General features: G+C 56.8%; 32 protein-coding genes and 1 pseudogene. 6 read left to right on the top strand and 27 right to left on the bottom strand.

What is annotated here, in order from left to right; genetic code table 11:
• Together EDC90_RS20930 and EDC90_RS16495 are read left to right on the top strand one after the other, a co-directional pair.
• Nucleotides 1-231: pseudogene (locus EDC90_RS20930) on the top strand (DUF2442 domain-containing protein); the annotation flags it as partial.
• A gap of 11 nt (nucleotides 232-242) precedes the next feature.
• Nucleotides 243-539, top strand: coding sequence for a HigA family addiction module antitoxin (locus EDC90_RS16495; RefSeq protein ID WP_132313612.1), 297 nt, complete (start codon nucleotides 243-245; stop codon nucleotides 537-539).
• On the opposite strand, the gene EDC90_RS16490 is transcribed toward EDC90_RS16495, so the two are convergent.
• The 8 genes from EDC90_RS16490 to EDC90_RS16455 all read right to left on the bottom strand — a co-directional run bounded on the left by EDC90_RS16490 (nucleotide 536) and on the right by EDC90_RS16455 (nucleotide 5,809).
• Nucleotides 536-1,231 (bottom strand): NlpC/P60 family protein, encoded by a 696-nt coding sequence (locus EDC90_RS16490; RefSeq protein ID WP_132313610.1) that lies wholly within the window; start codon nucleotides 1,229-1,231, stop codon nucleotides 536-538. The genes EDC90_RS16495 and EDC90_RS16490 overlap by 4 nt on opposite strands.
• A 14-nt stretch (nucleotides 1,232-1,245) precedes the next feature.
• Complete coding sequence (locus EDC90_RS16485) at nucleotides 1,246-1,956, bottom strand: phage minor tail protein L (protein ID WP_132313608.1); 711 nt, start codon at nucleotides 1,954-1,956, stop codon at nucleotides 1,246-1,248.
• Complete coding sequence (locus tag EDC90_RS16480) at nucleotides 1,953-2,300, bottom strand: phage tail protein (protein WP_132313606.1); 348 nt, start codon at nucleotides 2,298-2,300, stop codon at nucleotides 1,953-1,955. The genes EDC90_RS16485 and EDC90_RS16480 overlap by 4 nt, the downstream gene beginning before the upstream one ends.
• Nucleotides 2,300-4,366, bottom strand: a complete 2,067-nt coding sequence (locus EDC90_RS16475) for a hypothetical protein (protein WP_132313604.1) — start codon at nucleotides 4,364-4,366, stop codon at nucleotides 2,300-2,302. Before EDC90_RS16475 ends, EDC90_RS16480 begins: the two co-directional genes overlap by 1 nt.
• On the bottom strand, nucleotides 4,363-4,554 hold the full coding sequence (locus EDC90_RS16470; RefSeq protein ID WP_132313602.1) for a phage tail assembly chaperone: 192 nt from the start codon (nucleotides 4,552-4,554) through the stop codon (nucleotides 4,363-4,365). Before EDC90_RS16470 ends, EDC90_RS16475 begins: the two co-directional genes overlap by 4 nt.
• A 35-nt stretch (nucleotides 4,555-4,589) precedes the next feature.
• Nucleotides 4,590-4,997, bottom strand: coding sequence for a hypothetical protein (locus EDC90_RS16465; protein WP_132313600.1), 408 nt, complete (start codon nucleotides 4,995-4,997; stop codon nucleotides 4,590-4,592).
• Complete coding sequence (locus EDC90_RS16460; protein ID WP_132313598.1) at nucleotides 4,997-5,413, bottom strand: phage tail tube protein; 417 nt, start codon at nucleotides 5,411-5,413, stop codon at nucleotides 4,997-4,999. Before EDC90_RS16460 ends, EDC90_RS16465 begins: the two co-directional genes overlap by 1 nt.
• Before the next feature lie 81 nt (nucleotides 5,414-5,494).
• Nucleotides 5,495-5,809 (bottom strand): hypothetical protein, encoded by a 315-nt coding sequence (locus EDC90_RS16455; RefSeq protein WP_132313596.1) that lies wholly within the window; start codon nucleotides 5,807-5,809, stop codon nucleotides 5,495-5,497.
• Between the two features lie 305 nt (nucleotides 5,810-6,114).
• On the opposite strand from EDC90_RS16455, the gene rnk reads away from it, so the two are divergent.
• Together rnk and EDC90_RS16445 are read left to right on the top strand one after the other, a co-directional pair.
• A complete protein-coding gene (gene rnk, locus EDC90_RS16450; RefSeq protein ID WP_132313594.1) occupies nucleotides 6,115-6,534 on the top strand; it encodes a nucleoside diphosphate kinase regulator in 420 nt (139 codons plus the stop codon).
• Between the two features lie 166 nt (nucleotides 6,535-6,700).
• Nucleotides 6,701-7,597 (top strand): DMT family transporter, encoded by an 897-nt coding sequence (locus EDC90_RS16445; RefSeq protein WP_132313592.1) that lies wholly within the window; start codon nucleotides 6,701-6,703, stop codon nucleotides 7,595-7,597.
• Nucleotides 7,598-7,614: 17 nt separating this feature from the next.
• Here EDC90_RS16445 and EDC90_RS16440 read toward each other — a convergent pair whose 3' ends face one another.
• The 11 genes from EDC90_RS16440 to EDC90_RS16390 all read right to left on the bottom strand — a co-directional run bounded on the left by EDC90_RS16440 (nucleotide 7,615) and on the right by EDC90_RS16390 (nucleotide 16,494).
• Nucleotides 7,615-8,070, bottom strand: a complete 456-nt coding sequence (locus EDC90_RS16440) for a hypothetical protein (protein ID WP_245511098.1) — start codon at nucleotides 8,068-8,070, stop codon at nucleotides 7,615-7,617.
• An 8-nt stretch (nucleotides 8,071-8,078) separates the two neighbouring features.
• On the bottom strand, nucleotides 8,079-8,414 hold the full coding sequence (locus EDC90_RS16435) for a head-tail joining protein (protein ID WP_132313588.1): 336 nt from the start codon (nucleotides 8,412-8,414) through the stop codon (nucleotides 8,079-8,081).
• A complete protein-coding gene (locus EDC90_RS16430; RefSeq protein ID WP_132313586.1) occupies nucleotides 8,411-8,845 on the bottom strand; it encodes a hypothetical protein in 435 nt (144 codons plus the stop codon). Before EDC90_RS16430 ends, EDC90_RS16435 begins: the two co-directional genes overlap by 4 nt.
• Before the next feature lie 61 nt (nucleotides 8,846-8,906).
• On the bottom strand, nucleotides 8,907-9,938 hold the full coding sequence (locus EDC90_RS16425; RefSeq protein ID WP_132313585.1) for a major capsid protein: 1,032 nt from the start codon (nucleotides 9,936-9,938) through the stop codon (nucleotides 8,907-8,909).
• 45 nt (nucleotides 9,939-9,983) lie between these two features.
• A complete protein-coding gene (locus EDC90_RS16420) occupies nucleotides 9,984-10,340 on the bottom strand; it encodes a head decoration protein (protein WP_132313583.1) in 357 nt (118 codons plus the stop codon).
• A 4-nt stretch (nucleotides 10,341-10,344) separates the two neighbouring features.
• Nucleotides 10,345-10,890: a hypothetical protein gene (locus tag EDC90_RS16415; protein WP_132313581.1), complete on the bottom strand. Its 546-nt coding sequence runs from the start codon at nucleotides 10,888-10,890 to the stop codon at nucleotides 10,345-10,347.
• Nucleotides 10,891-10,921: 31 nt separating this feature from the next.
• Nucleotides 10,922-11,806 (bottom strand): S49 family peptidase, encoded by an 885-nt coding sequence (locus tag EDC90_RS16410; protein ID WP_245511097.1) that lies wholly within the window; start codon nucleotides 11,804-11,806, stop codon nucleotides 10,922-10,924.
• On the bottom strand, nucleotides 11,803-13,566 hold the full coding sequence (locus EDC90_RS16405) for a phage portal protein (RefSeq protein WP_132313579.1): 1,764 nt from the start codon (nucleotides 13,564-13,566) through the stop codon (nucleotides 11,803-11,805). Before EDC90_RS16405 ends, EDC90_RS16410 begins: the two co-directional genes overlap by 4 nt.
• Entirely contained in the window at nucleotides 13,563-13,799 is a 237-nt protein-coding gene (gene gpW, locus EDC90_RS16400; RefSeq protein WP_132313577.1) for a gpW family head-tail joining protein, read from the bottom strand. Before gpW ends, EDC90_RS16405 begins: the two co-directional genes overlap by 4 nt.
• 2 nt (nucleotides 13,800-13,801) lie before the next feature.
• Nucleotides 13,802-15,856, bottom strand: coding sequence for a phage terminase large subunit family protein (locus EDC90_RS16395; RefSeq protein WP_132313575.1), 2,055 nt, complete (start codon nucleotides 15,854-15,856; stop codon nucleotides 13,802-13,804).
• Nucleotides 15,853-16,494 carry a hypothetical protein gene (locus EDC90_RS16390; protein WP_207903939.1) on the bottom strand — a complete coding sequence of 214 codons (642 nt, stop codon included), beginning with the start codon at nucleotides 16,492-16,494 and terminating at the stop codon, nucleotides 15,853-15,855. The genes EDC90_RS16395 and EDC90_RS16390 overlap by 4 nt, the downstream gene beginning before the upstream one ends.
• A 250-nt stretch (nucleotides 16,495-16,744) precedes the next feature.
• On the opposite strand from EDC90_RS16390, the gene EDC90_RS16385 reads away from it, so the two are divergent.
• A complete protein-coding gene (locus tag EDC90_RS16385; protein ID WP_132313571.1) occupies nucleotides 16,745-17,029 on the top strand; it encodes a DUF4031 domain-containing protein in 285 nt (94 codons plus the stop codon).
• A 6-nt stretch (nucleotides 17,030-17,035) separates the two neighbouring features.
• On the opposite strand, the gene EDC90_RS16380 is transcribed toward EDC90_RS16385, so the two are convergent.
• Nucleotides 17,036-17,776 (bottom strand): hypothetical protein, encoded by a 741-nt coding sequence (locus EDC90_RS16380; protein ID WP_132313569.1) that lies wholly within the window; start codon nucleotides 17,774-17,776, stop codon nucleotides 17,036-17,038.
• Nucleotides 17,777-18,034: 258 nt separating this feature from the next.
• On the opposite strand from EDC90_RS16380, the gene EDC90_RS16375 reads away from it, so the two are divergent.
• Nucleotides 18,035-19,180 carry an HPP family protein gene (locus tag EDC90_RS16375; protein ID WP_132313567.1) on the top strand — a complete coding sequence of 382 codons (1,146 nt, stop codon included), beginning with the start codon at nucleotides 18,035-18,037 and terminating at the stop codon, nucleotides 19,178-19,180.
• 293 nt (nucleotides 19,181-19,473) lie between these two features.
• Here the strand turns inward: EDC90_RS16375 and nusG are convergent, their stop codons facing one another.
• The 7 genes from nusG to EDC90_RS16340 are packed head-to-tail and all read right to left on the bottom strand — an operon-like array spanning nucleotide 19,474 to nucleotide 23,383.
• Nucleotides 19,474-20,109, bottom strand: a complete 636-nt coding sequence (nusG, locus tag EDC90_RS16370; RefSeq protein WP_132313565.1) for a transcription termination/antitermination protein NusG — start codon at nucleotides 20,107-20,109, stop codon at nucleotides 19,474-19,476.
• Nucleotides 20,106-20,840 carry a hypothetical protein gene (locus tag EDC90_RS16365; protein WP_207903938.1) on the bottom strand — a complete coding sequence of 245 codons (735 nt, stop codon included), beginning with the start codon at nucleotides 20,838-20,840 and terminating at the stop codon, nucleotides 20,106-20,108. The genes nusG and EDC90_RS16365 overlap by 4 nt, the downstream gene beginning before the upstream one ends.
• Complete coding sequence (locus tag EDC90_RS16360) at nucleotides 20,824-21,276, bottom strand: hypothetical protein (RefSeq protein WP_132313561.1); 453 nt, start codon at nucleotides 21,274-21,276, stop codon at nucleotides 20,824-20,826. Before EDC90_RS16360 ends, EDC90_RS16365 begins: the two co-directional genes overlap by 17 nt.
• The gene (locus tag EDC90_RS16355) at nucleotides 21,260-22,093 is read right to left on the bottom strand and encodes a YdaU family protein (RefSeq protein ID WP_165972872.1); all 834 of its coding nucleotides are present in this window, start codon (nucleotides 22,091-22,093) and stop codon (nucleotides 21,260-21,262) included. Before EDC90_RS16355 ends, EDC90_RS16360 begins: the two co-directional genes overlap by 17 nt.
• Complete coding sequence (locus tag EDC90_RS16350; RefSeq protein WP_207903940.1) at nucleotides 22,090-22,821, bottom strand: hypothetical protein; 732 nt, start codon at nucleotides 22,819-22,821, stop codon at nucleotides 22,090-22,092. The genes EDC90_RS16355 and EDC90_RS16350 overlap by 4 nt, the downstream gene beginning before the upstream one ends.
• 5 nt (nucleotides 22,822-22,826) lie before the next feature.
• Entirely contained in the window at nucleotides 22,827-23,108 is a 282-nt protein-coding gene (locus EDC90_RS16345; protein WP_132313557.1) for a hypothetical protein, read from the bottom strand.
• Entirely contained in the window at nucleotides 23,105-23,383 is a 279-nt protein-coding gene (locus EDC90_RS16340) for a DUF2312 domain-containing protein (RefSeq protein WP_245511099.1), read from the bottom strand. Before EDC90_RS16340 ends, EDC90_RS16345 begins: the two co-directional genes overlap by 4 nt.
• Between the last annotated feature and the right edge of the window lie 92 nt (nucleotides 23,384-23,475).

Below are 23,475 nucleotides of genomic sequence, written 5' to 3'. Positions count from 1 at the left end.
AACGATGATCTGGACTTTTCCGCCATGTGGCTTGAAGCCCTGCCCCCGGCTGAATTCACGAATGACGATTTCCGCAACGCAATGAGCGAACTCGATCAGACGCTGGATGGTATGGCGCGGGCGCTTGAACTCTCACGGCGTCAGGTGGCTTACTATGCCAAAGACAGGCCGATACCGCGCCATGTCGGGCTGGCTGTGCGATACCTTCTCGAACACCGTCATTCTGCATAATGGATCGAATGATGCCCACAGCCCTCCCCCCGGTTCACCCAAGTGAAATTCTCCGCGAAGAATATCTGATCCCGCTTGGCATGAGCGCCGGAGCGCTGGCAAAGCAGCTGCATGTTCCGCGCACGCGCATCGAACGCATTGCAACGGAACAGACAGCAATGACGACTGATACGGCACTTCGGCTGGCAAAGTTCTTACGCACAACACCGGAATTCTGGCTGAACATGCAGGCAAGCTACGATCTGAAGACACAAGCAGCCGCACTGAAAGCTGAGCTGGACGCCATACCGGAGATTGAGGCCGCCTAATCCCGATACCGCACCCAATGCGTGATCCGTTTCAGCCACGGCCCGACCGGCTCACGCCGTGAAAGCCGCCCGTCGAGGTGATGCAGGCAAAGACTGTCATCGAGAAGAATGCCGGAATGACACGGCACCTTCGAGACCAGGCGCATGAAGAACACATCGCCGGGGCGGGCTTCATCAGCGTCAATTGCTTTAAAGCCCGCCTCCTCAAAATGATCGGTCAGCAGATGATCGCCCTCTTCCCACCAGTTTTTCGAGCGGGCAAAATCCGGTAGCCGGATTCCTCGGTCCTGCCAGTACCAGCTGCGCACAAGCCCGTAGCAATCGAAGACACCCGGCACGAAAGACCGGCCCAGAAGCGGCGTATCAAGACAATGATCGCCCCACCATAAAACCGGCGTGGTCACTTCACCGTCGCAGCTGATAATTCCAAATGGTAAGCCGGTCGCGATCTGGGTTTCCATGTCACCCTTCGACGGCCAGTGCGGATGGATTTTTGCATTGTGGCTGTGAATGACGGCTTCCGGCTGATAGTTCAACCAGGCATCGGCGGGCATTTCAAAGGCATTCTCCGGATCCTCAGCAATGTTTGGCGCACGGATATAGCGATCATCGGAGACCACCCCGCAGGCTTCCTGCGGCCAGACGTCGAGCGCATGCGCACGGGCATCCCGTGCAACATCATCATCAAACATGATTTTGAGCTTTCTTAAGTGTTGGCCCGCCCGACACCGGGAAAGGCCCGTGTCGGCAGATCGCCATGGCCGAAACGCTTCACGCAGCCGGACTGCAAAAGCTTGCTGCAGCGATCTTCTGACGCGGCAACCGCATTGCCTTTCGCATCGAAACAGGCCGATCCGGCATAGGGACATGTCGCCTTCGAATAATCGAACGAACCGGTTTCCGGATCATAGCGGCGATAGGTATGCATGCAGGCGCTTTGTATCACCTGCCGACCGGGCAGCTTTCGCCCCTGCTGATCCATGGCCGCTGCCAGTGTCCACTCGATATAGACCCGGTTCTGATTGGTCTTTTGCTCAATCCGGTAAACATCGACGGGAAAGTGTGCGTCCTGATCGGTATCGTCCATGCCATCGAGAAACCGGCGAAACGTCCGGATCCGCCGAAACGTCGCGCCGACCAGATCGCCGAATTCATTGACGACGGCTGACAAGACGCCGGACACATTCGCGACCTTAAGTTTTGGCCTTGGCATGGTGCCCTGCGACGACATTTCCCAGCCATCGGTTTCAATCGGCGTCGGTTCAAAAACATTGCCACCGAACGACACCGGCGCGTCTTCAAACGCCGATGATGTAAACCGATAGATCCCGCCGCCGATCACCGAGGCATCCAGCTCGTAAAGATGGACGATATCATCGGCAGCCAGTGACTGTGCGTTTTCGGATATCAGGGTCATAAGTCATAAACCCGTTCAATCGTTGCCGTGATGGTGTCGTGGCGACCGCCAACACCGTTGCGCGACCACGACTTGCAGCGATAGAGCCATGACTTGCTTTCTCTTGGCAGCGTCCATTCAAACGGCAAATAACCACGCTGTTTCCGAAAGAAGGCTTCAACCTGATCAGCTTCAGTGATCGTCAACCCGGTCCATGTCGCGTCGAATGTGACACTTTCCGAGTTCAGACCGGCGCCAGCCCTTTGCGTATATCCATCACCAAATTCTGTTTCGAGCGTTTTGAACGCGACATTCTTTCTGCTCGAAATCACCGGGCAGACTGGTGGTTCAAACTTGTCCGCCATCAGAACGGCCCTCCGGCCAGCATACCGCGTGCGCGGCTGTTGTCCTGAAGCCGCGCATCAATGGCGGCATCAATCTGTTTCCTGAACTCGCGACCCATCGCCGCTGCATCTTTCGGATCCGTGCCTTCGGGAACAGAAACATTGATATCGCCAATGCTCACAGTATTGATGGTGCTGGCACCGCTGGTTCTGGTCATCATCGAGCCAATACGATGGTTCGGGATAACTTCAGAACCACGGGGAAGGTTAACCAGCTCCGGCCCGCGCTCCCCGACAAGAGAGACCCCGCCCTGCGCAAAGCTGGTTCCCTTTTCATGTGCGGGAAAGCCCAGAACGGAGAGGATAGAGCCTCCGTAAACCGGCAGACCACCTCTGGTCATTCCGGATCCGCCGCCACCAAGAAACCCGCCCAAAAGCCCGGCGCCGCCGCCGAAAATTCCGGCAAGCGGCCCCTGGCCGAATAATGCAGCCTGCGCAGCCGCCTCAATCAGTTTGTTGATCAGTGTGTCGAGGGCTGCATTGCCCGTCTCAATCGCCGGGATAAGCGCCATGAAACTGTCACTGGCAGTATCACGGAAAAAATCAGCCGTATCAGCGGCCTGTTCCTGCTTTTCCTTTTGATCTTCAATCGCACGTGTCAGCTCTTCAATTGAAGCCCGCTCCTCATCCGTTGCAGCAGCACCGGCACGGCGCAGGTTTTCGAAGACCTTCTTTTCCTCAGCTGTCATTTCGCTCATCTGCAGTTCGTCCTGCAGCGCCTGAATGAGCTTTTCAACGGCTTCGCGTTCCCGGTCGACCGATGCGGCACCACCGCCGCCGCCACTGCGACTGGCTTTCATTGCTTCTCGGCGGCGGTTACGGGCGTCAACCGTTTCCTGAGCTTTTTGTACCAACAGATCTTCATTGTAGTAGGCACCGCTTTTTTCATATTGATTGCGAAGCTTCGCCACTTCCCGCTCCAGCGCGACCTGTTCAGCTGTCAGCGCGTTCTGTCGGTCAATCTCCTCGGTCACCTCACGCGCGGCATCAAGCTTGTCGCGCAAGGCGTTATAGCTGTCTTCCTTATCCTGCTCCGAGGCTCCGGGAATAACACGTCCGCCTTTCGACGCCCCTTGACCCGCGCTACTGCCCGAACCAGACGCGATCCACCCCTGTTCGTCGTCCCAGATCATGTTCTGGGACATATCAATGCCGAGACCATTTCCGATCTGAGTCCAGATCCCGGCATTGCCAGCCTTCTGCAATGCTTCATCAAGCTGGCTGGTAAACTGACCAAGGCTGGTAATCAGCCCGGAAACCAGATCAGCGATTTCCACCAGGCTGCCTTTGACGCGGGTTCCGATCACCAGCGCCATGGCTTCCCATTCGGCGTTGACATCTTCGGCCTTGCGCAACAGCTCATCATCCATCACCGCGCCCATGTCGCGGGCTTCCTGACGGGCATCGGCAATGCTCTGACCGGCTTCATCCATAAGTGAGGTAAACTGTTCAGCCGCTGTCCCGCCGAACATCTCATCCAGAACACGGATCTGTGCCGCGCGATCAAGCTGTCTGATCTTGCCAATCAGCGTTTCAAACATGGATGCAGGATCTTCCAGCATCCGCGTCAGCTGACGGGCAGACAGGCCGAGACGCTGAAACGATTCCGCCGCTGGGCCACCACCGGTTTTGATGAACTCATCAGCGCGAAGCTGCATCTCTTTCAGGCCGTCGGTCAGGGCATCAACTTCAACCTTGTTTTTCACGGCCGCATAGCGCAGCTCCTGAAACGCCTCAAACTCTATGCCTGCCGTTTTGGCGGCTTTGCCAAGGTTGGCAACAGAGTCGACCGCCTGCTGTGTGGCAGCGACAAATGAGCCAAGCCCCAGCGAAGCAGCAAGACCGCCCGGGCCACCGGCCAGCATGCCAAAGATACCATCAACACCGCCGATCTTGTTCTTGATCGACAGGAACGAACTGGCCGTATCATTGGCCGCCGTTCGCGCCTGAAGACGAATACGGGTCATGGCACTTCTGAACTCACGGTCGTCAGCGCCAATTCTGACAGGAATATCCGGCCTGCTCATCGGTGTTCTGCCTTGTTGCGAATGGATTTCTGCGAACCGTGTTCGGCCATGATAACTCGGATCCGATCACGGCTGACCGGCGAAGCAGACTTCGTTTGACCGGTGATGGCATCAATCGCCATGGAAAGCTCTAAGGCCGTTGCCATCCAGAAGGTGGATGGCGACCATTGAAGCCGCTCTGCTGTCACCGCGATCTGAAACAGCGTCCTGATATGGTCTGCAATCAGGACGCTGTCTGATGCTTTTTTCCGGTAACAGCCGCCTCCACCTCTTCTGAGACAGAGACGCTTTCGCGAACCGCCTGCCCCTTTTCGATATGGGCGGTCAGTGCCTGCTCGACGCCATCCCGCCAGCTTTTCTGATCAGCCGCCGAGATATTCTGTTCTGAAAGGATACGAGCGGAAAGGTCCGAACGCTGTTCATCGCTTTCAGCCACAGCAAGACAACGGATAGCGCAGGAAACGGCGAAGGGCTCAAAACCCAATAGCCGCTGATAGATCTCATCCATCGTCTTTGCGCCAATGGCCTGCGATAAACGCATCAGTCCGCCAAAGGTCACAGCCAGCGTAACCGACTGCTTGCCCAGCGTTACGACAGCCTCACCACGAAGGGGATTTGCAAGGCCGTTCATCAGTTTGCCGCCGCGAACACAACGCTGCCGTCAAACACACCTGCCAGATCGCAGGTCAGTTCTCCGGATTTATCCCCCTGGAAGTTTGCCGAAAGCATCGTCATCGGGCCTTCAAACGTTCCCACAGACGGAACTGTCACCTGATATTCGCTCTTGGTCTGCCCCAGAATATCCTGCAGCACCAGCGCCTGCGTTGCACTTGAAACATAAGCCCCCGATCCAGACCAGCGCACCGACTGAACGCCGCCAATTGATGAGTATTTGAGAACCCCGCCGGGGTTTTCGAAATCGGGCTTGGTCGTATCGACTTCCTCATTGTTGATGTTGAGTGAGCGCTGCTCGACAACACAGACGATATCGAACTCTTCCGTCGCGTCATTCTTGCGTTTAATGATCAGTTCGCGGCCAAGTGCCATTTGACTTTCCTTCCACTTGCCAGATTTTCTAATGGATGTTCTTTAGTTTACAGCGACCACAGGGTCCGCAGCCACGGTCGTCTAATCCGCCACATAGGTGAGTGCGCCAACGCCAAGCGCAACGCCGGTGGAACGATCGATAAAGCTTCGGCTTTCTGAAAGCGTGAGCTCAATCACCAGGCCGTCAAGCTTGATGGCCTGACCGAGTGCTGCCTCGACCAGAACCGCAATCCGGTCAAACTCGATATCCGGTTCTTCGGTCTGGAAATGGGCGATGACATCGATCGGCAGACGCCGGTCGTAACCATCCTCGCCATTCGGCCCCGAACACGGGCGGATATCCGCCGTTTCCTGACGCTTCGCCCAGATTATGGTGAATGCAGACAGAAACACCATAATCTCAGGATAGGACACTTCGACACACGAACTCGTAAACGAGTCCGCTTGACTCTGGCCTGGTTCAGGCACACAACTTGCTCATGAACAACACGCGCCACCATCTCCGCTCTCAAAGGGTTCGCCTTATCCTAGGCAAATAGCCCCCGACTTGGTCGCGTCGCGCCCCGGTCGTGGGGCATAGGCAGTTTGCCATCAGGCGTTGGAAACGACGCCTGTCAAGCGACATACAATCCCAAACAACAGAGACTACGACCGCTCTCGCGGCGTTCATTTTGCTGAAAACCTCAGCGAGGAGATGGACTGTGACTTCCAAAAAAAAGAAATTGGGCAAGCCTGCAATTGTTCTTGCGAAAACCGATCACAAGCGGCTGTCCCTTCTTGCAGAACGATTTGCCGAACAGAATGCCGACCTCGCCGATTTCCTTATCTCCGAGCTCGAACGCGCCCGCATCGTTGATGATAAGCGCATAGCCAGTGATGTCGTGCGGATGGGATCGTCCATTCATTTTACGACAGACATTGGGGACGATCGACAGGTGACGCTGGTTTACCCTGGAAATGCTGACATAGCAGAAGCCAGAATTTCTGTTCTCACACCCATTGGCGCCGCACTGATTGGACTGAAAGCCGGGCACTCCATCGACTGGTATACACGTGATGGGCGGTTGTGCCGTTTGAAAGTCGAAGCTGTCAGTCAGCCGCCAAGCCTGGAAGACGAATAGGGCGAACTTCCAGGTTCAGGCAAATCGCTGCCAAAAAATCTTTTCGGCTCATTCAATTCTAAAATCATGCGAATGACGGGCAAACGGCGCCTTTCATCCGCAGCAAGGTGTGAGCCACAACAGCTTACCTCGATTGACGCTCTTCCAAGCGAGAACAGAAAACATCATGTCAGCCAACATTTCACCTGATCAATCCACCAGCAGAGTGGAATTTACACACGGTCTCATATGGGTCGTCCTTAGCATGGTTGCTTTCATTGGGATGTCCGTTGGATCGCGTGAACTCGCGGTATCACTGTCGATCAGACAAGTTTTGTTTTTTCGGGCGCTGGTTGGGCTAGGTATCATTGTAGTTCTGGCGCGAAAGTTCCTGCCCGAGCTAAAGCAGGCAAAGATGATCCGCCTCCATATCGTCCGGAATGTCGTTCACTTCACAGGTCAGTATTTCTGGACGATCGGCGTCGTCCTTCTGCCTCTGGCATCGGTCTTCGCGCTCGAGTTCACAATGCCAATCTGGGTTGCTTTCTTTGCATGGTTGTTTCTCAAAGAGAAGCTGACCCGACCACGCATTCTGGCTACTCTTGGCGGTTTCATCGGTGTATTGGTTATTGCACGCCCCGGTGTCGGAATGATCGATCCCTCGGCAGGCCTCGTCCTGCTGGCCGCAGCATTTTATGCTTTGGCTCTGATTTGCGTGAAAGAGTTGACGCGCGAATGCTCCCCCGGCGTGATCGTCGTCTGGATGATCCTGATCCAACTGCCGCTAGGGTTTATCGTCGCCCTCACAGACTGGCATCCGGTTCATTTGACCGACGTGCCATGGATGTTGCTCGCTGGCATTGGGGCGCTCAGTGCTCACTTCTGTCAGGCTCAGGCACTAAAAAGGCTCGATGCATCTGTTGTTATACCCATTGATTTCCTTCGGGTACCGTTGGCCGCAATTGTTGGTTTCTACGCCTATGGCGAGGCCATTGACCTTTGGGTTTTCCTCGGCGGAGCAATAATACTCCTCTCGAACTATCAAGCGGTTCTAAAAGAACGCCGGAGATACAGCCTGCGGTAGGCTGACATTGACCTTTGTCACAAGGCAATGCCACGCGAATCCGCTGCCACGGTCGTATAATCCGCCACGAAGGTGAGTGCGCCAACGCCAAGCGCCATGCCGGTGGAGCGATCGATAAAGCTTCGGCTTTCTGAAAGCGTGAGCTCAATCACCAGGCCGTCAAGCTTGATGGCAGACCCAAGTGCGGCCTCGACCAGAACAGCAATCCGGTCGAACTCGATATCCGGCTCTTCGGTCTGGAAATGGGCGATCACATCGATCGGCAAACGCCGGTCGTAACCATCCTCGCCATTCGGCCCCGAACACGGGCGGATATCTGCCGTTTCCTGATGCTCTGCCCATGTGACCGTCAGCGCCGGAAGCTGGCTTTCGCGAAGAGCGCTTGTGCGGGCACGTTTCACCTTGCCATCACCGGCAAACTCGGGAATGGCCGCAAGACGGGCGATGATAGCATCAAAGATTTTCGTGCGCATGTGAGCCATCAGATATCCCCGCGAAGCCAGATTTTCAGCATGGCCCGGCCATCATCGGTGATATTGCGGATATCAAAAGACGCGTCATCAATCTCGACCTGATCACGCTCACTTTCGAGTTTTTCAAGGCCTGTCGCCGGGACTGACAGAACATGCGTGACCGCTTCAACGTCCTGCCGTCCATATTCATCCGCAAACTCAAGCTCACGTTTCTGCCGCAGAATCCCGCGAGAGGTTTCAGGCTGCAGCACACCATCGATGGTGAACCGGCAATCGACATTGCCGAGCGCGGCAGCAAAGGCCGGTCCCATTCCGGCAAAGACGGCGGGCCGGTTGATCCTCATGCCTTGCTGCCGTCTTTCGTGGCGGCATCGTCGCCCTTTTCTTCGTCCTGAAGCGCTTTCAGTGCCTCCGACAGCGTGGCATTATCCTCCAGCGCCTGATCGCGCTCTTTGGTCAGTTCATCGCGCTCAGACGTCAAAGCCCGCACCTGTTCAGCAAGATTGTCGCGTTCGGCTTTCAGATCGGCCAGCGGCTTTGCTTCTGCCTTCAGTGCCGTGACCTGATCGGCCAGCGTGTCACGTTCTTCCGTCAAGGCCGTGAAGCGTTTGTCGACTGCGTCACCTTCCGCTGCCCGCCACTTGCCAAAAATCTGATCGAGGTTGTCAGCATCGGCTTCACTCAGGCCGTTTTTCGAGATCGGGACGTCTTCACCCGGTGCATAGGTTTTGGACCCGAGCTTCACAGTCGTGTTGAACTTGCGTGTATTCGCCATTGTTTTAACTCTGCTTTTTTAAGGGAGAATGACGGGCAGGCTTTAAGCCCGCCCGGGATCATCAGCGAACCAGCGCAAACAGGCTGGCATCGGGATCCGGCGCAATCGGCAACGGCGCGGCCTGCGTCTGCAGCACCGTGCGCGAGGGGTTTTTCTCCCGCCACATGTCCGGAAAACGCTCCATTGGCAGCAAAGCCTGATCATCCAGAATAGCGCCATAACCGAAGTGGCCCATAAAGCCCTGCGGATCGATGACACCAACCCCATATGACGGCCAGAAATTACCTTTGATGCCCTTGTTCGTGTAGCTTTGCGAATACTGGATGAACGTGATCTCCCCGATCTGACCAAGCACAGCAGAGTATTTGCCTTCCGCACCGGTTGAGACTGGCCCGAACTCCATGCCGCCACCGGCCTGACGGCGGTTATCCAAGATTTTCTGGAACCGTTCAGAGCGTTTGAGCAGCGATGAAGCCCCCGGCCCCAGCACCACCTCACGACCGGTAAAGCCGGATGTCAGCGCCAGAAGCTCAATCCAGTCCTCGACATCGTCATAAGGATCGACACCGCTTTCACCCCAGCGAGCTGCACCGGAAAGCGCGATTGTCAGTGCCGCATCACGCTGAAAGTCCACCGTTTGCGTGGGATAGTCCTCACCCTCGACAATCACCTTGCCGGTGCGGATGACTTCAGAGCACATATGCTCTTCACGCCGGGTGATGCGCATGTCCTGATCATCAATGATCTGCGCGATGTTGTAGGCATGGCGCTGTTCCGGCGACATGGCCCCGCCGGGACGCTCACCCGGCATTCGGATCAGGCTGCCCGATGGACGCAGCGTGTTCTGCGGTTTGACATAAGCCGGTTTCAGGCTGGTGGCCTGGAAACCGCGATTGGCGGCATCCTTGCCCGGCACATCGGGATGCACGAACGGAGCAAGCTCACGATCCGGCAGGATCTTGTCAAACACGATTTCTTCCTGTTCGGAAAGCACCGTCGTGCCAAAATAGCGATTGCGCAAAAACGCCTCTGCCCGGTCGCGCGGTGGCAGAACCGTGACCAGTTCCGCCGTATTGAGAAGAAGTTCACTCATCAGATTGATATCCTGTGTATCTTTGGAAAAATGGCGGAAGCGGCCTTAATCGAGGTGACGCACGAACAGGGCCGCACCCTTGCGACGGAAGGCCTGTTCAACGCTTGCCGCATCATGCCCGGCGCCGAAGGTCAGCTCTGCGGCATCAAAAGCACCGCCAAAATAAGCCTGTGCCTCAACGTCAGCGCCGGTCGCCTCAACATCAAAGGCCAGAACGCAATCCGGTGTTTCCGAACCGTCCTCAGATGCCGCCAGTGACAGCGTATGCTTGCCGTCAGCGGCAATCTCGCCAAGCACAGCACCACGATCGAGCGTCTGCCCACTGGCAATCGTGACTGTGCGGGTGACGACCTGAATGTCACTGACAATCAGGTCATTAGGGGCAAAACGTGCTGTTGCCATGAGATTATTCTCCGTTGGTAGGGCGGCCATGCCGCGCATTGATGACACCGCCGACGGCTGCCAGCAGAGACTGCTTTTCGGATTGAGCGGAAGGCGCGCCACCGGCGCCAAGTTTCGGCGTCTTGCCCGCCATACGACCGGCAAGACGATTGCCACCGGTCGAAGCCGACGGAGAAGACGCATCAAGGATCGCCATCGCTTCTTTGGCCGAATAGGCGGTCTTAAACGCCAGATGCGATGCCAGGTCCGCATTGGCCTCGGCCTTGGGATGCGTCAGGATTGCCTGAATGCGCGATCGTTCTGCCGCCCGGGCCGATCTGTTGGCCGAAGTGTCCTGTTTGTCTTCGCCTTCTGGATCATCCCCCGGTGCGCCCTCGCCTTCGGCATCAGGATCCGTTTCTTCGCCTTCAGCGTCCGGATCGGTAGTTTTGTTTTCCAGCTCTTCTGCCGGATTGTCCTTTTCCGGATCGTCTTCCATATGTGTGTTGGCCTGCCCGCCGCGCATGGCTGCGAGCACGCTGGCGGTCAGACCGCGCGTGACATTCGACATAGTCGCTTTCCTTGTTTTGAAGTTTTGAAGATCAGGCCGCCCGGCCAAGTTCAGCCCCGAAGGCGGCCAGCACCTGCGAGGGACGGACAACGGCATCGGCAAGACCTGCCTCAACCGCTTTTGCGCCGCGATAAACACCGGCTTCAGTCGCCAGTGCAGCGTCTTTTGAAAGCCGCCCGGCACGGAACCGGGCGACGGTTTCGGCGAATTCCACCCGCAGCTCTTCAAGCTCTGCCAGCTCACGCGCCAGCACATCCTGCGGGATGGCCTCATACGGGTTCAGATCGGCCTTGTGTTCCCCGGCTTTCAGGATCGTGACATTCAGTCCTTCCTTCTTGAGCCAGCCACTGACATCGACATGAACAGAGACAACGCCGATCGATCCGCAAAGACCGGTCGAAGGCAGAACAATCTGCCGGGCCGCAGAAGCCAGAAGATAACCGGCAGAACAGGCGTGATCCGTCAAAACCGCAATCGTTGGCTTGACCTGCGAGAGTTCAAAAAGCTTTTCCGCACAGTCGAAAGCACCGGTGACTTCACCGCCAAAACTGTCCACTTCGATCACAACACCCTTGATGCTGTCATCAGCCCGGCAATCATCGGCCTGAATGCCGATGGCTTCATAGGAGGTCATGCCGCAGGATTGGCCGATCCACCGGCCCTTGTTGACCAGCGAGCCCTCAATCTCAATCAGGCCAATGCCATCCATCGGGCGGTCAACACCGCGATAGGACTTCTCGCCCCACATGTCGGTCTCACTGCGGAGCTTTTCACCGATCAGCCCCATCTCAGAACCGTCACCATCGGGAAGCCCGAGAACACGCGGGGCAAAAGACCGTGCAATCGTGTCAGCCTTGGCAGGCTGCAGCATCAGCGCCGTGTTGAACATGCGGCTGGCGATTTCGGGATAGTTCATCGTTTCTGCCTTCCTGTCTGCGGAATGCCAAGTGGATGCCGCGATGCGCGTGCTGACTTCTCCGAATGCCCGTTCACATTGTTCTCAGGCTCTGTGTCCGGATCCACATCACTGTTTTGTCGTCCGCCTTTGCGAGCCGGTCGCGAACCTTCAAACGTTGAGGGATGTTTCAGGCCAAGCCGCTCATAGTAGCGCGCCTCACGCGCCAGTTGATCCGCGTCCATCTTCCAGTCCCGGCCCTGTTCAGCTGATTCCTGCTGTAGCGTTGTCAGTCTCCGGTCGAGACGCTCACCGGCAGCCTGCGCCTCTTTCAGCGGATCAATCCAACCGCGTCCCGGCCCGATCCAGTCCGCATGACACCATGCAGCCGGGTTTTCCTCGAACGACACCGCCCCTTCCGGTAGTTTAATCAGTCCCTTGTCGAAGATTTCTTCCAGCCATGCCCGGTAGATCGGGGCCATGAACTGGGCCGCAAAGCTGCTTTTCTTCGTCGTAAAGCCCCGCCAGATTTCCAGAAGGGCTGCACGCGCGGACGAATAGTTCACCTGGCTCCAGTCCATCGTCAGCTGTTCATAGGTCAGCCCCACGGCAGAGGCGACCTTGCGAAGGGCTGCATTCACAAACACCTCAAAATTCGCATTCGGATGTTCCGGCTTGGTCAGTTCCGCCTTTTCGCCGGGAAGAAGCGTGTTGACCCGGACACCGGGCAGATTGATCGGCGCAGCCCCGTAATAGGCTTTCTGCGCCTCGGAGATCTCGCCATAGATCTTCCCGATCGTGCCTTCGCCACCATCGGCATCAAGCGCATTCATCATTTCTTCCGGATCAAACGGCGTTTCGATAAACGCGGCCATGATCGCATTCAGCATCGCCGCCTGGCTTTCAAAATCCTCATAATCCGTGGACTGCTTGATCGAGCGCATGATCGGCGCCCAGTCAGACGCACCGCGTGTCATGCCCGGACGCTTCGGATCAAAGGCATGAACGACAATCGGTCGGCCCCATTCGGTAGCCCGGCTGACATATTCCCATGACCAGAACTGCGTATTGCCCGCATAGACATCACCGGGATGACTTTTGCGGAAGTGATAGCCGACTGGCGCGCCATATCCATCAATGGCGACACCATCACGCAGATATTCAGTGTCCAGCGTACCTTTAGGGTTGGAACAGCGGGCCGGATCAATCATGTGCACTGCCGTCTGGAACAGCGGCGCATCATCCTGCCAGACGATCACGCCAAAGCTTTCACCCTCAGGCCCGAACCGCGTTCTGGCAGCAAGACCGAGGATCCCGGCCATGTTCTTTGTGCGCTCGGCATCGCACCACATGTCAACGTCCTGCGTATAGTCACGCCATAGCCCCTCAATCTGTGATGCCACCTCTTCGACCTGATCGAAGGTGAGGTTCAGCGATGTATGGTTCGGTCGCGCTGCAAGCTTCCAGCCTGCCCCAATGATATTATCGACAAGGCGTGAAGTGCCAGCCGCACCCCAGCCGTCATTGCGCGCGACATCGTTCAGCCGGTCAACCAGCGTCGAACGCGATTGCGAAAGCGCTGACTGGCCGGAATAATTGCCCGCACGCCATCCGGCAAAACTTGGGTGATCATAGGATGCACCCTGATAGGCGGCCCGGGTCACCGTCTCACCTGAGACTGTTGCTGCCATTTGCCGATTGCGTGCAGCCTGCATCCGGGCGGCCTGACGCAACCCGGAGGGAAGCGGCTGGCTGTCCGGCCCGTAAATTTCCACTGTCATCCGAAGATTGCTCCCCGCCCGCGTGGACGTGCCGACCCGCGAAGTCCGAGCTGTGTTTCAAGGCTGCGGATATAAACCCTGAGTGATGCCCGATCCGCCCCGCTGTAAGTGATGCTCTCGCCATCATAGGAAAGCGTTACAGCGCTCTGGCCGGTCTCAAGTTTGTGAAGCGCAAGCTTCGCCTCGCCGAGCCGGGTTTCCAGCGTCAGCCGTTCGTCTGTCAAAGGTGCCATTCTCAGTCCTGCTGGTTTCGCTGATGAGCACGTTCTGCCCGTCGCATGGCAGCCGCCACGCGATCTGATGGTCTGTTATCCGGTTCTGGTTTTCCCGCCTGGCTGACCGCATTAACCGCTGTTGCAAGACTGCCGATCAGATCCTCAAGATCGCCCTGCGCTTCCGGCTCTTTCTTTGAAAGCGCTTCTGCCCGGGCATCCCATTCATCATCGCTCCAGTAAGGAACGCCAAGCCGGATGGCTGCAGCCCGCGACTGGTTCAGCATATCCAGAACCTCGTTGCGCTGTCCGTCCGGCAGCTTCCACCGCCAGCGCGGATAGCCGTTGCGATCCTTTTCCTGAATGCGCACTTCCGAGGTTGCCTGCTGATAAAAGTCATCACCAAGGCCACTGGCAAAACGGATGAAGCCCGGCTGGTCGGGATCATCTTTGCGAAAGTCCCGGTAAAGCCCCATCTTCATCACTGAAGCATTGAAGTTATAAAACCGGCTCGACCACTTCTGCTTTTTCCGTCTGCCGCGCTTATCATACTCGCTCACATGGCTGAGCATCGGCGCTGCATCACGGTTATCGCCGCGAACCATGATCACTTTTGAACGCGGATGGCGCCGCGCCCAGAACCAGACATCCTCTGTATAAGCGTTGCCGTCGATCCCGATCCGGTCAACGCTTCGCAGTTTGCCGTTCTCATCCGGCCATTGTTTTTCGATCAGCCGGTCAAGCGCGGCCATCACCGCCACCTCGCTGATATGGCCTGAATGCTCACGATAGCCGGGAAGATGACTGCCCGCCCGGCTGTCGATCACACCGTAATCAATCACCGCGCTCATCTTGTTGCGGCCCCAGCCGCGCAAAAGCCATTCAACGCGGTCGCCCTGGACATCAATGCCAATCGTCAGAGCCAGCATGTCCCCCGGCACAACACCGCGTTTAAAGCCGGTTTCTTCAGCCCGGTCGCGCAGGTCTTCCCAGTCAATCGCTTTATTGTCCGCTTCAAAGGCCAGACCCAGCGTATCGTTAAAGAACACCTGTTCAGCACCGGCGCCCTTTTCCTTGTCGTCAGCACCACCGGCCTGAACGGTCAGCCATGCCCGCGCAATCGACTCCCAGCTTTCAAGCGGTGAATACGGCACCCAGATATGAAACGAGCGATGATAGCGCGCGCGCTCCGGATATCTGGCAATCCATTTTGCACCATTGGCCGGATCGACCATCCATGCACGGTGATGTTCATGGATTTCGCAACCGCAATGAACACAGCAGAAGTGCGCCTTCTCCGGGTGTTGCGGATCAATATGATCGCGCATGTTTTCCCATTCCAGCACCTGCAGCTCACCGCAATGCGGACACGGCACATGATAGCGCTCCTGCGTCCCGGCCAGATAGTTGGCCGTAATCCGGCAGCCCGGCGCAATCAGCGGGGTCGATATCTTAAAAACCTTGCGGTTGAAGAATGCCTTCGACCGGCTGTCTGCCTGTGCCTCCGGATCACCGGCATCATTCTTGTTCCATTTGGCCAGGTCGTCCTGCACCTGTGCCCGTGGCGAGATCATCGAAAGCCCGGCCGGAGAATTGGCTCCGGCTGCCTGAATGGCGCCACGACCATCAACGCGTTCTTTGTAAAGGATCGAGTTGCCGCCATCGCGCCCGGCTTCGGGAAAGAGTGCACGGACAGACGTGGTTTCCCGCAACAACGGCATCAGCTTTGTCTTCGACCAGCGCGAGGCATTCTCCTCTGTCGGATGGACATAGAGAAAATCGCACGGGTCGAGATCCAGCGTTCCAAGCAGAAAGATGTTCGCCAGAACGGTTCCACCCACCTGTGCCGATTTGGCAAGCGAGATGATCGAGCATGGATCATCCGGCGACAACGCCCGCAGTATCTCCGAGAAGAACGGGAACATGTCTTCACGGTATGGCCCCGGAAACGCGGAAATACGTTCGGAAAAAACGATATTATCTTTCGCCCACACCAGATAATCGACCGGTGGCGGCGGCTCGCAGGCATCGGCCAGTACCTCATACATCAGCCGTTCGGGATTGAAGAGCATCGTCATGTTGTTTCATACGCCTCTTCGTCTTCAACCATCTCCGGTGTTTCATCCCGGATATCCCTGAAACCGGCAGCCGCCTTTGAGCGGATCCCGCGCCAGCGGCGCGCCAGTGCCTTTTGCAGATCCCGCTGCGGCAAACCGAACTCTTCAGCAAGTGCTGTCGCAAGATCAGGGATCCCCTGCTCCATCACCTTGAACGCCTCCGAGATCCCGCGTCCCATATCGCGCCGGGCGTCTTCGCTGCGCGTATAAATCCCCGCCTCTTCCAGCTCCTGGCGTTCCATCTGGCCGGTTTTGATCTGTTGCTGGCGAAGCCGCTCACGCGCCAGCTGTTCGGCCATTGCGTCTTGAGCAGACGGCTGATGCAGCGGAAGCTCTGACGCCGGAGCCTCAGAAGCGTCTTTCTCTTTTTGTGTTTTTTGCCGACCCGATCCACCGTTCAAGAAGGCTTTTCCGTTGGCCCCCAAACCTTGTGAAGGGTCAATGGAAAGCTCAAGCTGCCTGATCGCAATGTCGGGGCGGATACGCGCACGATGGCCCTGACCGACAATCGCATCGCCGTAGATCTTGCCTGATTTCAGGTATTGCGAAACACACGCGCCCGACACCGAAATCAGGTTGGCAAAGTCACCTTTGCTCATGCTTTCCGGTGCGTTTTCCATCGCAGTGAAACTGTCTCTTAATTTTAATTTTAAGGCTCGAATTTAAGGCTTCAAAATCCGGCTCAGACTGACGATACCGCGCGGTGCCAAATACCCGCAGGGCCAAGGGCCCGGGTAAGGACCCGTCGCAAAACTGTGAAGTCTGCAGAGGGCCGGTTTCGTTGACAAAACCAGCGTTTCGAATAAGACGGCACGCTCACCGCCAAGACAAAAAAGCAAAGCAAGACCGATGGCTGTTTACGTCGATGATACCCGCTGGCCGTTCAAAGGCATGGTCATGTGCCATATGCTAGCCGACACCAGCGAGGAGCTGCATGCCATGGCTGACCAGATCGGCCTTCAGCGTCGCTGGGTGCAGTATGCCGGTACCGCCAAAGAACATTACGATATTCCGGTTTCGCGCCGAAAGCTTGCCGTTGAAGCCGGGGCTGTTGAAGTGAAGTGGCGCTTCATGGGCGAGCTTATCCGCGCCCGCCGCGCATCAAGCCCAACCGACATCGATCAGCCTGCCTGATATCACTCAGTCAAACACCTTCCGGAATGCCCGCTTAAACGTTCGGTCTTTCTTGCTGCGCACAAGCTCAGTCACAATCTTCTGCAGCTTCAGCCGCTCACGATAGGACGTCGCCTTCACAAACAAGATGACCGGATAGAATTCTCTGCCGCCCTCACCGCGTCCGGAAAACCAGATACCCTTGATCAGATCCGGCCTGCCCTGCGGCACAAAATACTGGTTGGGTTTGGCCTTGCGTTTGCGCCGCGAACTGTTCTTAGGCACCCGCGTTGCACCTGCTCCGCGATAATCAATCCGCAAATCCCGCATCACACGGTTTAGAAACCCCTTCGACATGTTGCCGTAGCGATCAAGCGGCGCCATCCGCGCTGGCACAGCCACCTCATTGCGTGCCATCAGTCCGCGCCCGATGAGCTGCTCCTCGAAGGCTTTGTGCCGACGCATCCCGCCATGGATTTCCGGGCCAAGAAAGGCTGTGGCCGGAAGCCCGCCCTTAGTCCGGTCCCCGGTGGCAACAACAGACGCCGTCCGGTCAGCAAGACTGGCCTTGTCATAGATGATCCCGCGCATCGCGTAAGGCGTTGGCCGGTCAAACACCACCTTCATCTTTGACCGGACAGCCTTCATCCCGTCATAGGCCAGCCAGTTCAGCGCCAGCATTTCCGCCTTCGGCAGCTCACGGCGCTGGGCAGATGTCAGCTTTGCCTCAAAGCGCGTCAGATCAATCTCTATCTGTGTGGAAATCATGGGCAGAAAAACCTCTCTGCCCTCATACGAAAAAAGCGGACCGCATACGCGATCCGCTTCTCAGCACAACAAATTCAACGGCGCCCCCATCCATTAGTTGTGAATTCTAATATACATCAAAATGGCGAAATGCCGATAGCTTGCCTATTGGTGAAAACCTGACGGATAATCTAGAAGCCTGCCTTTCTCTGAGTCCGGCAATTGAGAATTATCAATCCTTTGACATGCCAGACCCGTATCAAACAGGAGTAGCCCGGCTTGCACTTTCACCGCTCTTTTGGTCCAGCCGTTTCACATGCATCTTCAAAAGAAGCTTTCCGCGCAGGGATCGGTGCATTCGTCGGCCTTGGTCTGGTGGGTTTGTTCCTGTTATCACCGGCTATAGATTTGCAACTCGGGCTTTATCTGGTTGCCCCTTTCGGCGCGACGTCGGTTTTGCTGTTCGCTGTCCCCAATAGCCCACTGGCACAGCCCTGGTCTGCCATCGTCGGCAACACAATAGCAGCCCTGATCGGCGTGGCCGTCGGAATGGCTGTTTCAGATCTGACGTTGAGTGTGGCGCTGGCTGTCGGTCTTTCCATCATCGCAACAGTTCTCTGCCGTGCAGTCCATCCGCCAGCAGGTGCTGTCGCAATGACGGCCGTCATGAGCCCGGAGGCGATTGATCAACTGGGTTTCTGGTTCGCGCTGGCGCCTGTCGCGATTGGTACCGTAGCACTTGTCCTTGTCGCAGCTGCATATGCCCGTCTCACCGGGCGACGTTACCCGTTCCGCCAGTTCGATGATCCAAGCAAACACCATACAGAAGATCGCAATCCATCGGAACGGCTGGGATTGTCTGAGGGTGAGCTGACAGAGATCCTTGAAAGATATCGCCAGTCATTCAACCTTGGCGTCGAAGATCTGGCCAGATTGATAGGAGCTGCGGAACTACAAGCCGCGACCCACACGACAACACCTCTGAAAGCAGAGGACATAATGTCCAGAGATCTGATCACAGTCGGGCCGGACACCGGGTTAAAAGAAGTTGCGGACCTGTTCAGATACCACAGCTTTACCTCACTGCCCGTCATTGGCACGAATGATGAATTTCTTGGTGTAATATTCCAGATCCATCTGATCAATCAGGCCCGAGAACCCGGCTTTCAGGAAAATAGTGACTTCACACTGGCATTCCGGCGGTTACTCGCCAGAGACCGCGAAAAAACAGTGAACGCCCGTCGGATCATGTCCACCACCGGCCCAAGGGCAGCAAAAGATACCCCGGTTGCCGCCCTGCTTCCGATGATGGCCGAGGGTGAAGTTGATGCCGTTCCCATTCTTGAAGGTGACAGAATTATCGGGATCGTCACCCGAACCGACCTGATTGCCGCAATGGCAAGAAATGCTGTTCGCAGCCAGTAGCTCCGACAGGTGGCGAGACAACCGTTATCTCTTTGCGCACTCTCTGAGTTTTCGGTGTCTTCCTTTACCGCAAAAGACAGAACGCGGACCGCCTCAGCGATCCGCGTATCGCACAACCAGGTCGAACGGCGCACCCATCCATTGGTTGTGAACATCATATTACACAAAAAAAGGAAAAAGATATAGCTCACGCACTGGCCCTTAATCGCATTGCCGATCGGCTATCGTAAGGGCAGGGTTTCGGGCGTGAGAGCAAGCTCCACTAAGAACCGAAGCATCCTGTCCCAAAGCATTCACATTTTTTCGATCATTGCAAGAGGTAAAATTGCAGGTGTTTTCTGACCGAACATTTCCACCTCGACCACCACGTCGCCTTTGCCCGTGCCATTGGGCGTAACAACCTCACCACACAGGCCCGAAAAAATTCCGCCCGCTATCCGGATAACCTCACCAGCCTTCAGCGAGATCGCAACAGCGCGCTCATAATTGAATTCACCGGATCGCGCCAGGCAATTGATATTCATCACCTTCTCAGGGCCGACAGCGAATGGCTTTTCCCAGCCACCCAGTATGCCAGCCACATGCTCAAAGCTCATCAGCGCGTTCATCGTCTCATTCGAACAAACGCACCGGATCAGAACATAGCCAATCATCAAAACCTCATCCTTCGGTGGCAGCCAGCGCCCGCGCCGCTTGCGTGCCTTGCCCTTGCGCATCGGCACAAACACCTCGACACCTGCCTCACCCAATGCCTCTTCAACGCGTTTTTCGCAGCCGGTTCTGACACAAAGCACGAACCACGGCGCATCATCACCAACCGGCTGTTTGAGGCGGAAACGATACTGCCTGCGAATGCGCCGCATCCGGTCTTCGAACTTCTCCGGAACGGCCTCAAAGGCGTTTGCTGCAATCTCACCATAAGCTATCATTCAGCTGCCTCCCTGCCCTGCATCTGTTCCAGCTTTTCGAAGAATGCCGACAGCGCATCAGAAGGCTTTCCCCCATCAAGGCGCGGGAAATAAACCCATTCATGCCGACCGGTGTCAGGCAGCCACGGCCAGCCGCATTCAGCGTGTTCGCGCATCCAAGCGTCCCATTCATCGCTGCCCACACGCACCGCCTCAAAAGCAGAACCTAAAAGCGCAATCTCCGGCGAAACACGTGCGCCCTTAGCGGGCTGAACCACGGCCTGTTCATGCATCGCGTTGACGTGCGGCCAGCCCATCTTGCGCTGGCGCTCAAGCCACAGGGCATTCCGGTCAACATGCCCCTGCCGGATTTCCCATTCCTGAAACCGTGTCAGCGACGGCAGCCGGGCACACGGTGCACCAAGTCGCGCAAACCGTTCAGCCATCCATGCCTTGCCATAGGTCGCAGCATTCACCGGACCAGATGCGCTGGAAAGCCCTTCCGGCACACCCTGCCAGCGGCGATCCTTCAGGTAGGTGCTGGCGGCAAATTTTACCTGCCGACCATGCATCGCCTCAAACGTCAGAAAGCCTGAAAGCATCGAAGTTGCAGCATCACGCTCTTCAGCCGTCAAAGCCTGCCATTCGGCAAAGGCGCGTTCGTCGCTGTCTTCGCCATAGGTGGGCCACTGGCGATAGAATTTCAGAAAGGCCTTGCGAACGGCTTTGCGGTCTTCAGCTTTCGTCATCATCGCCTCCACCACGCGACTGCTCAGCCGCTGATTTCGCCAGCTCTGCCACGGCTTTCCGAACCTTTTCGCGCCGCCGCTCTTGCTCCTCCGGGGTAAGTTTCCGTCGCTTCTGCGCCTCCAGACGTTCCTGCTCGCGCTCCGCCTTTTCCCGCTCCAGCCGCAGCATTTCCCGGTCGTGCTTTGCGGCATCATCGATCAGCGCTGAAAGCTCAGCCGGTTTCGGCAGAAAGGACTGATAGCGCGGATAACGACCAAACCGAAGATTGTCGAACACCCGGCGCATCGCACCGATAGGCTTGCCCCGCAGCACTTCCGCATAGTACTCGCCCGCTTCATCCGGGTTCACGCTGTCCGGCACCACGAAACCCCGGTCCATCAGCTTGTCCAGCATGATATCGGCCTGATGATCGTTGGCCGGTTTAACCGCTTCGCGCAACTGACCAATCTCCCCGGCTGATGTCGATAATGTTGCCACTTTCGTTGTCATCGCTTTGCCCCATCCGTTTGCGCAAACCCGTTCGAACGCGCTGATTGTGATCTCTGATTTCCTCGCTGCGAGAAGGCTTGCCCGGCGAGGCTCTGGCCGCCTGCTTCGGGCGTTCGGCCACCCAGCCCGGCTCGAAACCCTGCCAGCCGCGACCGATCATCGTTTCAGCCGCCCGGTCAGGCTCAGGCATCAGGGCGAATTTGTGGGAAAGCAGTTCAGCCGCATGAACCGAAAGCCGCTTGCGCAGCGCTTTACGGTGTTCGATCACGGCATCGGCGATGTCGGGTGAAAGCACTTCGCAGAGAACAGATTTTGCGGATTTCTTTTGTGTTCCTTTAGGAACACTTTCTTTCTTAACTCTGGCTTCTGGCTTTAGCATTGCATCTGCATTGCAGGTGCTATGCGGCTGCATATCCGAGGCATTGTTTTTATTGTCTTTTTTCCAGCGTTTTTTCGCAGCCTGTTTTTTGTCCTCCGAACTTTTTTCGCGAAATTGAAATTCTTTTTCCACGCGCCGGTTCCAGAGGCCGCCCTCAACCCGGATGATTTTGCCGTCATCGACAAACACATCGAGGTATTGCGAAAACACCTTTTTGGTGCACCCGCATTGCCGCGCCAGCCGCTCATGGTTTTCAGTCAAAGGCTCGCCGCGCTCATACATCAGCGCCAGCAGCGTGAAGTACACGCCCATTTCCGCCGCCTTCATGCCACGTGTGGCAGAAAGCCAGTCAGACATATAGAACCGCACATAAGGCATCTCGCTCATGACGCCACCTCCAGTACACCATTCAAGGCAGTGGCAGCTGATAAGGCCGCCCCGCCCCATTGATCGGCCATTGCATAGGCAATGCCCGGATATGTTCGTGATCTGAGTCGCCAGCGGTCAGGCCCCGGTGAAGCCCGATGCACAATCGACCATTTCTTGTGTTCGTCTGTGCCGCGTTTGGGCGGCTCCAGCCGATCGGTTTCCATGAGAGGTGGCAGCCCGCGCAGGTAAAACGAGGTCGCCTTGAACGCACGATTGCCAAACCACCACGGCTGCACGGTCTGCGCCGGTTTCTGATAGTTGACGATCCGTTCTTTGGCGTGACGGTGCATCACCGGGTTTTCAATCGCTACCCGGTCAACCGGTGCGTTCCAGCAGGCGGAAAACAACGCCGCGCCTTCATCCAGCAGCCGCCACATGATGGCTCTCCGGTCATCAACAGAAAGAACCGGCCAAGCCTGCTTTTCCGCCAGCGTCGCCTCATTCGGCGCATTCTTAGGCGGACCGGAAAGCCAGCGCACACCGCTGTTGCACAGCCGCGTGCACGGCGGATGCATCACGGCCAATAAATCCCAGCCATCATGCAGGATTTCGCGGATATCGCAGATGATATGCCGGTTGCTGCCATCTTCGGCAGGCAGAATATCGCACGACCACACGTCATGCCCCAGCGCAGCAAAAGCGCGGCGCACCACACCCGATGTCTCGCAACCGATAAGGACGCGCAGCTCTGTCACCAGGTCACCTCCCGGTGGCGTCGCCACGGCGGCAATTCTCCGATGGTTTCAAAGACCCATTCGGCAACCTGATAGAGCCTCTGACGGCGGGCGCGATAAAGCGTTCCCGGCCCGAGCCGGTCCGCAGCTTTCCGGCATGAAATCGCGTGCTGGCGTGCATCGCAGACGCTCACACGGCCATTCCCGCAACACATCGCGCACCGCAATTTTCGCTCTGAAAGGTAACCCTGACCGACACATTCCGGGCAGATAACCTTGATGATACGTGCCGCCCTCATGCCGCATCACCGTCGTTTTCAAACAGTGGCAACATGCCAAGAGCGGCCTTGTAGCTATCAAGGATCGCCTCTTCTTCAGCCAGCTTTTGCTCATCCTGACCGCGAAGCCGGACAATCTTGCGCATGGCCTTGGTGTCAAAACCGCTGGCCTTTGCCTCGCTGTAGACCGACTTGATATCGTCAGCGATTGTCGATTTTTCCTCTTCCAGCCGCTCAACCCGCTCGATGAAGGCGCGAAGCTGATCACGCGCAACATTCGGCCCACCCGCTTTCACATCTTTCCGGACCTTGCGGTTTTCTTCAGTGCGATCCTGCCCGGCAACGGCCAGCGGATCATAGGAATCGTCATGCGTGTTCATGCGCGCGC

It is taken from the genome of Martelella mediterranea (assembly GCF_004342225.1).
GTDB classification, from domain to species: domain Bacteria; phylum Pseudomonadota; class Alphaproteobacteria; order Rhizobiales; family Rhizobiaceae; genus Martelella; species Martelella mediterranea_B.
Note: the sequence above shows the minus strand (reverse complement) of the source record. Positions and strands in the feature narration are given on the sequence as shown.

Coding starts and splice junctions, on each gene's coding strand:
- EDC90_RS16495 (WP_132313612.1), top strand. CDS start 243: ATGCCCACAGCCCTCCCCCCGGTTCACCCAAGTGAAATTCTCCGCGAA.
- EDC90_RS16385 (WP_132313571.1), top strand. CDS start 16,745: ATGGCTGTTTACGTCGATGATACCCGCTGGCCGTTCAAAGGCATGGTC.
- EDC90_RS16395 (WP_132313575.1), bottom strand. CDS start 15,856: ATGACGATGCTCTTCAATCCCGAACGGCTGATGTATGAGGTACTGGCC.
- EDC90_RS16440 (WP_245511098.1), bottom strand. CDS start 8,070: ATGCGCACGAAAATCTTTGATGCTATCATCGCCCGTCTTGCGGCCATT.
- EDC90_RS16355 (WP_165972872.1), bottom strand. CDS start 22,093: ATGAGCGAGATGCCTTATGTGCGGTTCTATATGTCTGACTGGCTTTCT.
- EDC90_RS16480 (WP_132313606.1), bottom strand. CDS start 2,300: ATGGCGGACAAGTTTGAACCACCAGTCTGCCCGGTGATTTCGAGCAGA.
- EDC90_RS16415 (WP_132313581.1), bottom strand. CDS start 10,890: ATGTCGAATGTCACGCGCGGTCTGACCGCCAGCGTGCTCGCAGCCATG.
- EDC90_RS16465 (WP_132313600.1), bottom strand. CDS start 4,997: ATGAACGGCCTTGCAAATCCCCTTCGTGGTGAGGCTGTCGTAACGCTG.
- EDC90_RS16485 (WP_132313608.1), bottom strand. CDS start 1,956: ATGACCCTGATATCCGAAAACGCACAGTCACTGGCTGCCGATGATATC.
- EDC90_RS16380 (WP_132313569.1), bottom strand. CDS start 17,776: ATGATTTCCACACAGATAGAGATTGATCTGACGCGCTTTGAGGCAAAG.
- EDC90_RS16455 (WP_132313596.1), bottom strand. CDS start 5,809: ATGGTGTTTCTGTCTGCATTCACCATAATCTGGGCGAAGCGTCAGGAA.
- EDC90_RS16425 (WP_132313585.1), bottom strand. CDS start 9,938: ATGAGTGAACTTCTTCTCAATACGGCGGAACTGGTCACGGTTCTGCCA.
- EDC90_RS16365 (WP_207903938.1), bottom strand. CDS start 20,840: ATGATGACGAAAGCTGAAGACCGCAAAGCCGTTCGCAAGGCCTTTCTG.
- EDC90_RS16445 (WP_132313592.1), top strand. CDS start 6,701: ATGTCAGCCAACATTTCACCTGATCAATCCACCAGCAGAGTGGAATTT.
- EDC90_RS16475 (WP_132313604.1), bottom strand. CDS start 4,366: ATGAGCAGGCCGGATATTCCTGTCAGAATTGGCGCTGACGACCGTGAG.
- EDC90_RS16435 (WP_132313588.1), bottom strand. CDS start 8,414: ATGAGGATCAACCGGCCCGCCGTCTTTGCCGGAATGGGACCGGCCTTT.
- EDC90_RS16490 (WP_132313610.1), bottom strand. CDS start 1,231: ATGTTTGATGATGATGTTGCACGGGATGCCCGTGCGCATGCGCTCGAC.
- EDC90_RS16430 (WP_132313586.1), bottom strand. CDS start 8,845: ATGGCGAATACACGCAAGTTCAACACGACTGTGAAGCTCGGGTCCAAA.
- EDC90_RS16420 (WP_132313583.1), bottom strand. CDS start 10,340: ATGGCAACAGCACGTTTTGCCCCTAATGACCTGATTGTCAGTGACATT.
- EDC90_RS16410 (WP_245511097.1), bottom strand. CDS start 11,806: ATGAACTATCCCGAAATCGCCAGCCGCATGTTCAACACGGCGCTGATG.
- nusG (WP_132313565.1), bottom strand. CDS start 20,109: ATGATAGCTTATGGTGAGATTGCAGCAAACGCCTTTGAGGCCGTTCCG.
- EDC90_RS16460 (WP_132313598.1), bottom strand. CDS start 5,413: ATGGCACTTGGCCGCGAACTGATCATTAAACGCAAGAATGACGCGACG.
- EDC90_RS16405 (WP_132313579.1), bottom strand. CDS start 13,566: ATGACAGTGGAAATTTACGGGCCGGACAGCCAGCCGCTTCCCTCCGGG.
- EDC90_RS16390 (WP_207903939.1), bottom strand. CDS start 16,494: ATGAGCAAAGGTGACTTTGCCAACCTGATTTCGGTGTCGGGCGCGTGT.
- gpW (WP_132313577.1), bottom strand. CDS start 13,799: ATGGCACCTTTGACAGACGAACGGCTGACGCTGGAAACCCGGCTCGGC.
- EDC90_RS16345 (WP_132313557.1), bottom strand. CDS start 23,108: ATGAGGGCGGCACGTATCATCAAGGTTATCTGCCCGGAATGTGTCGGT.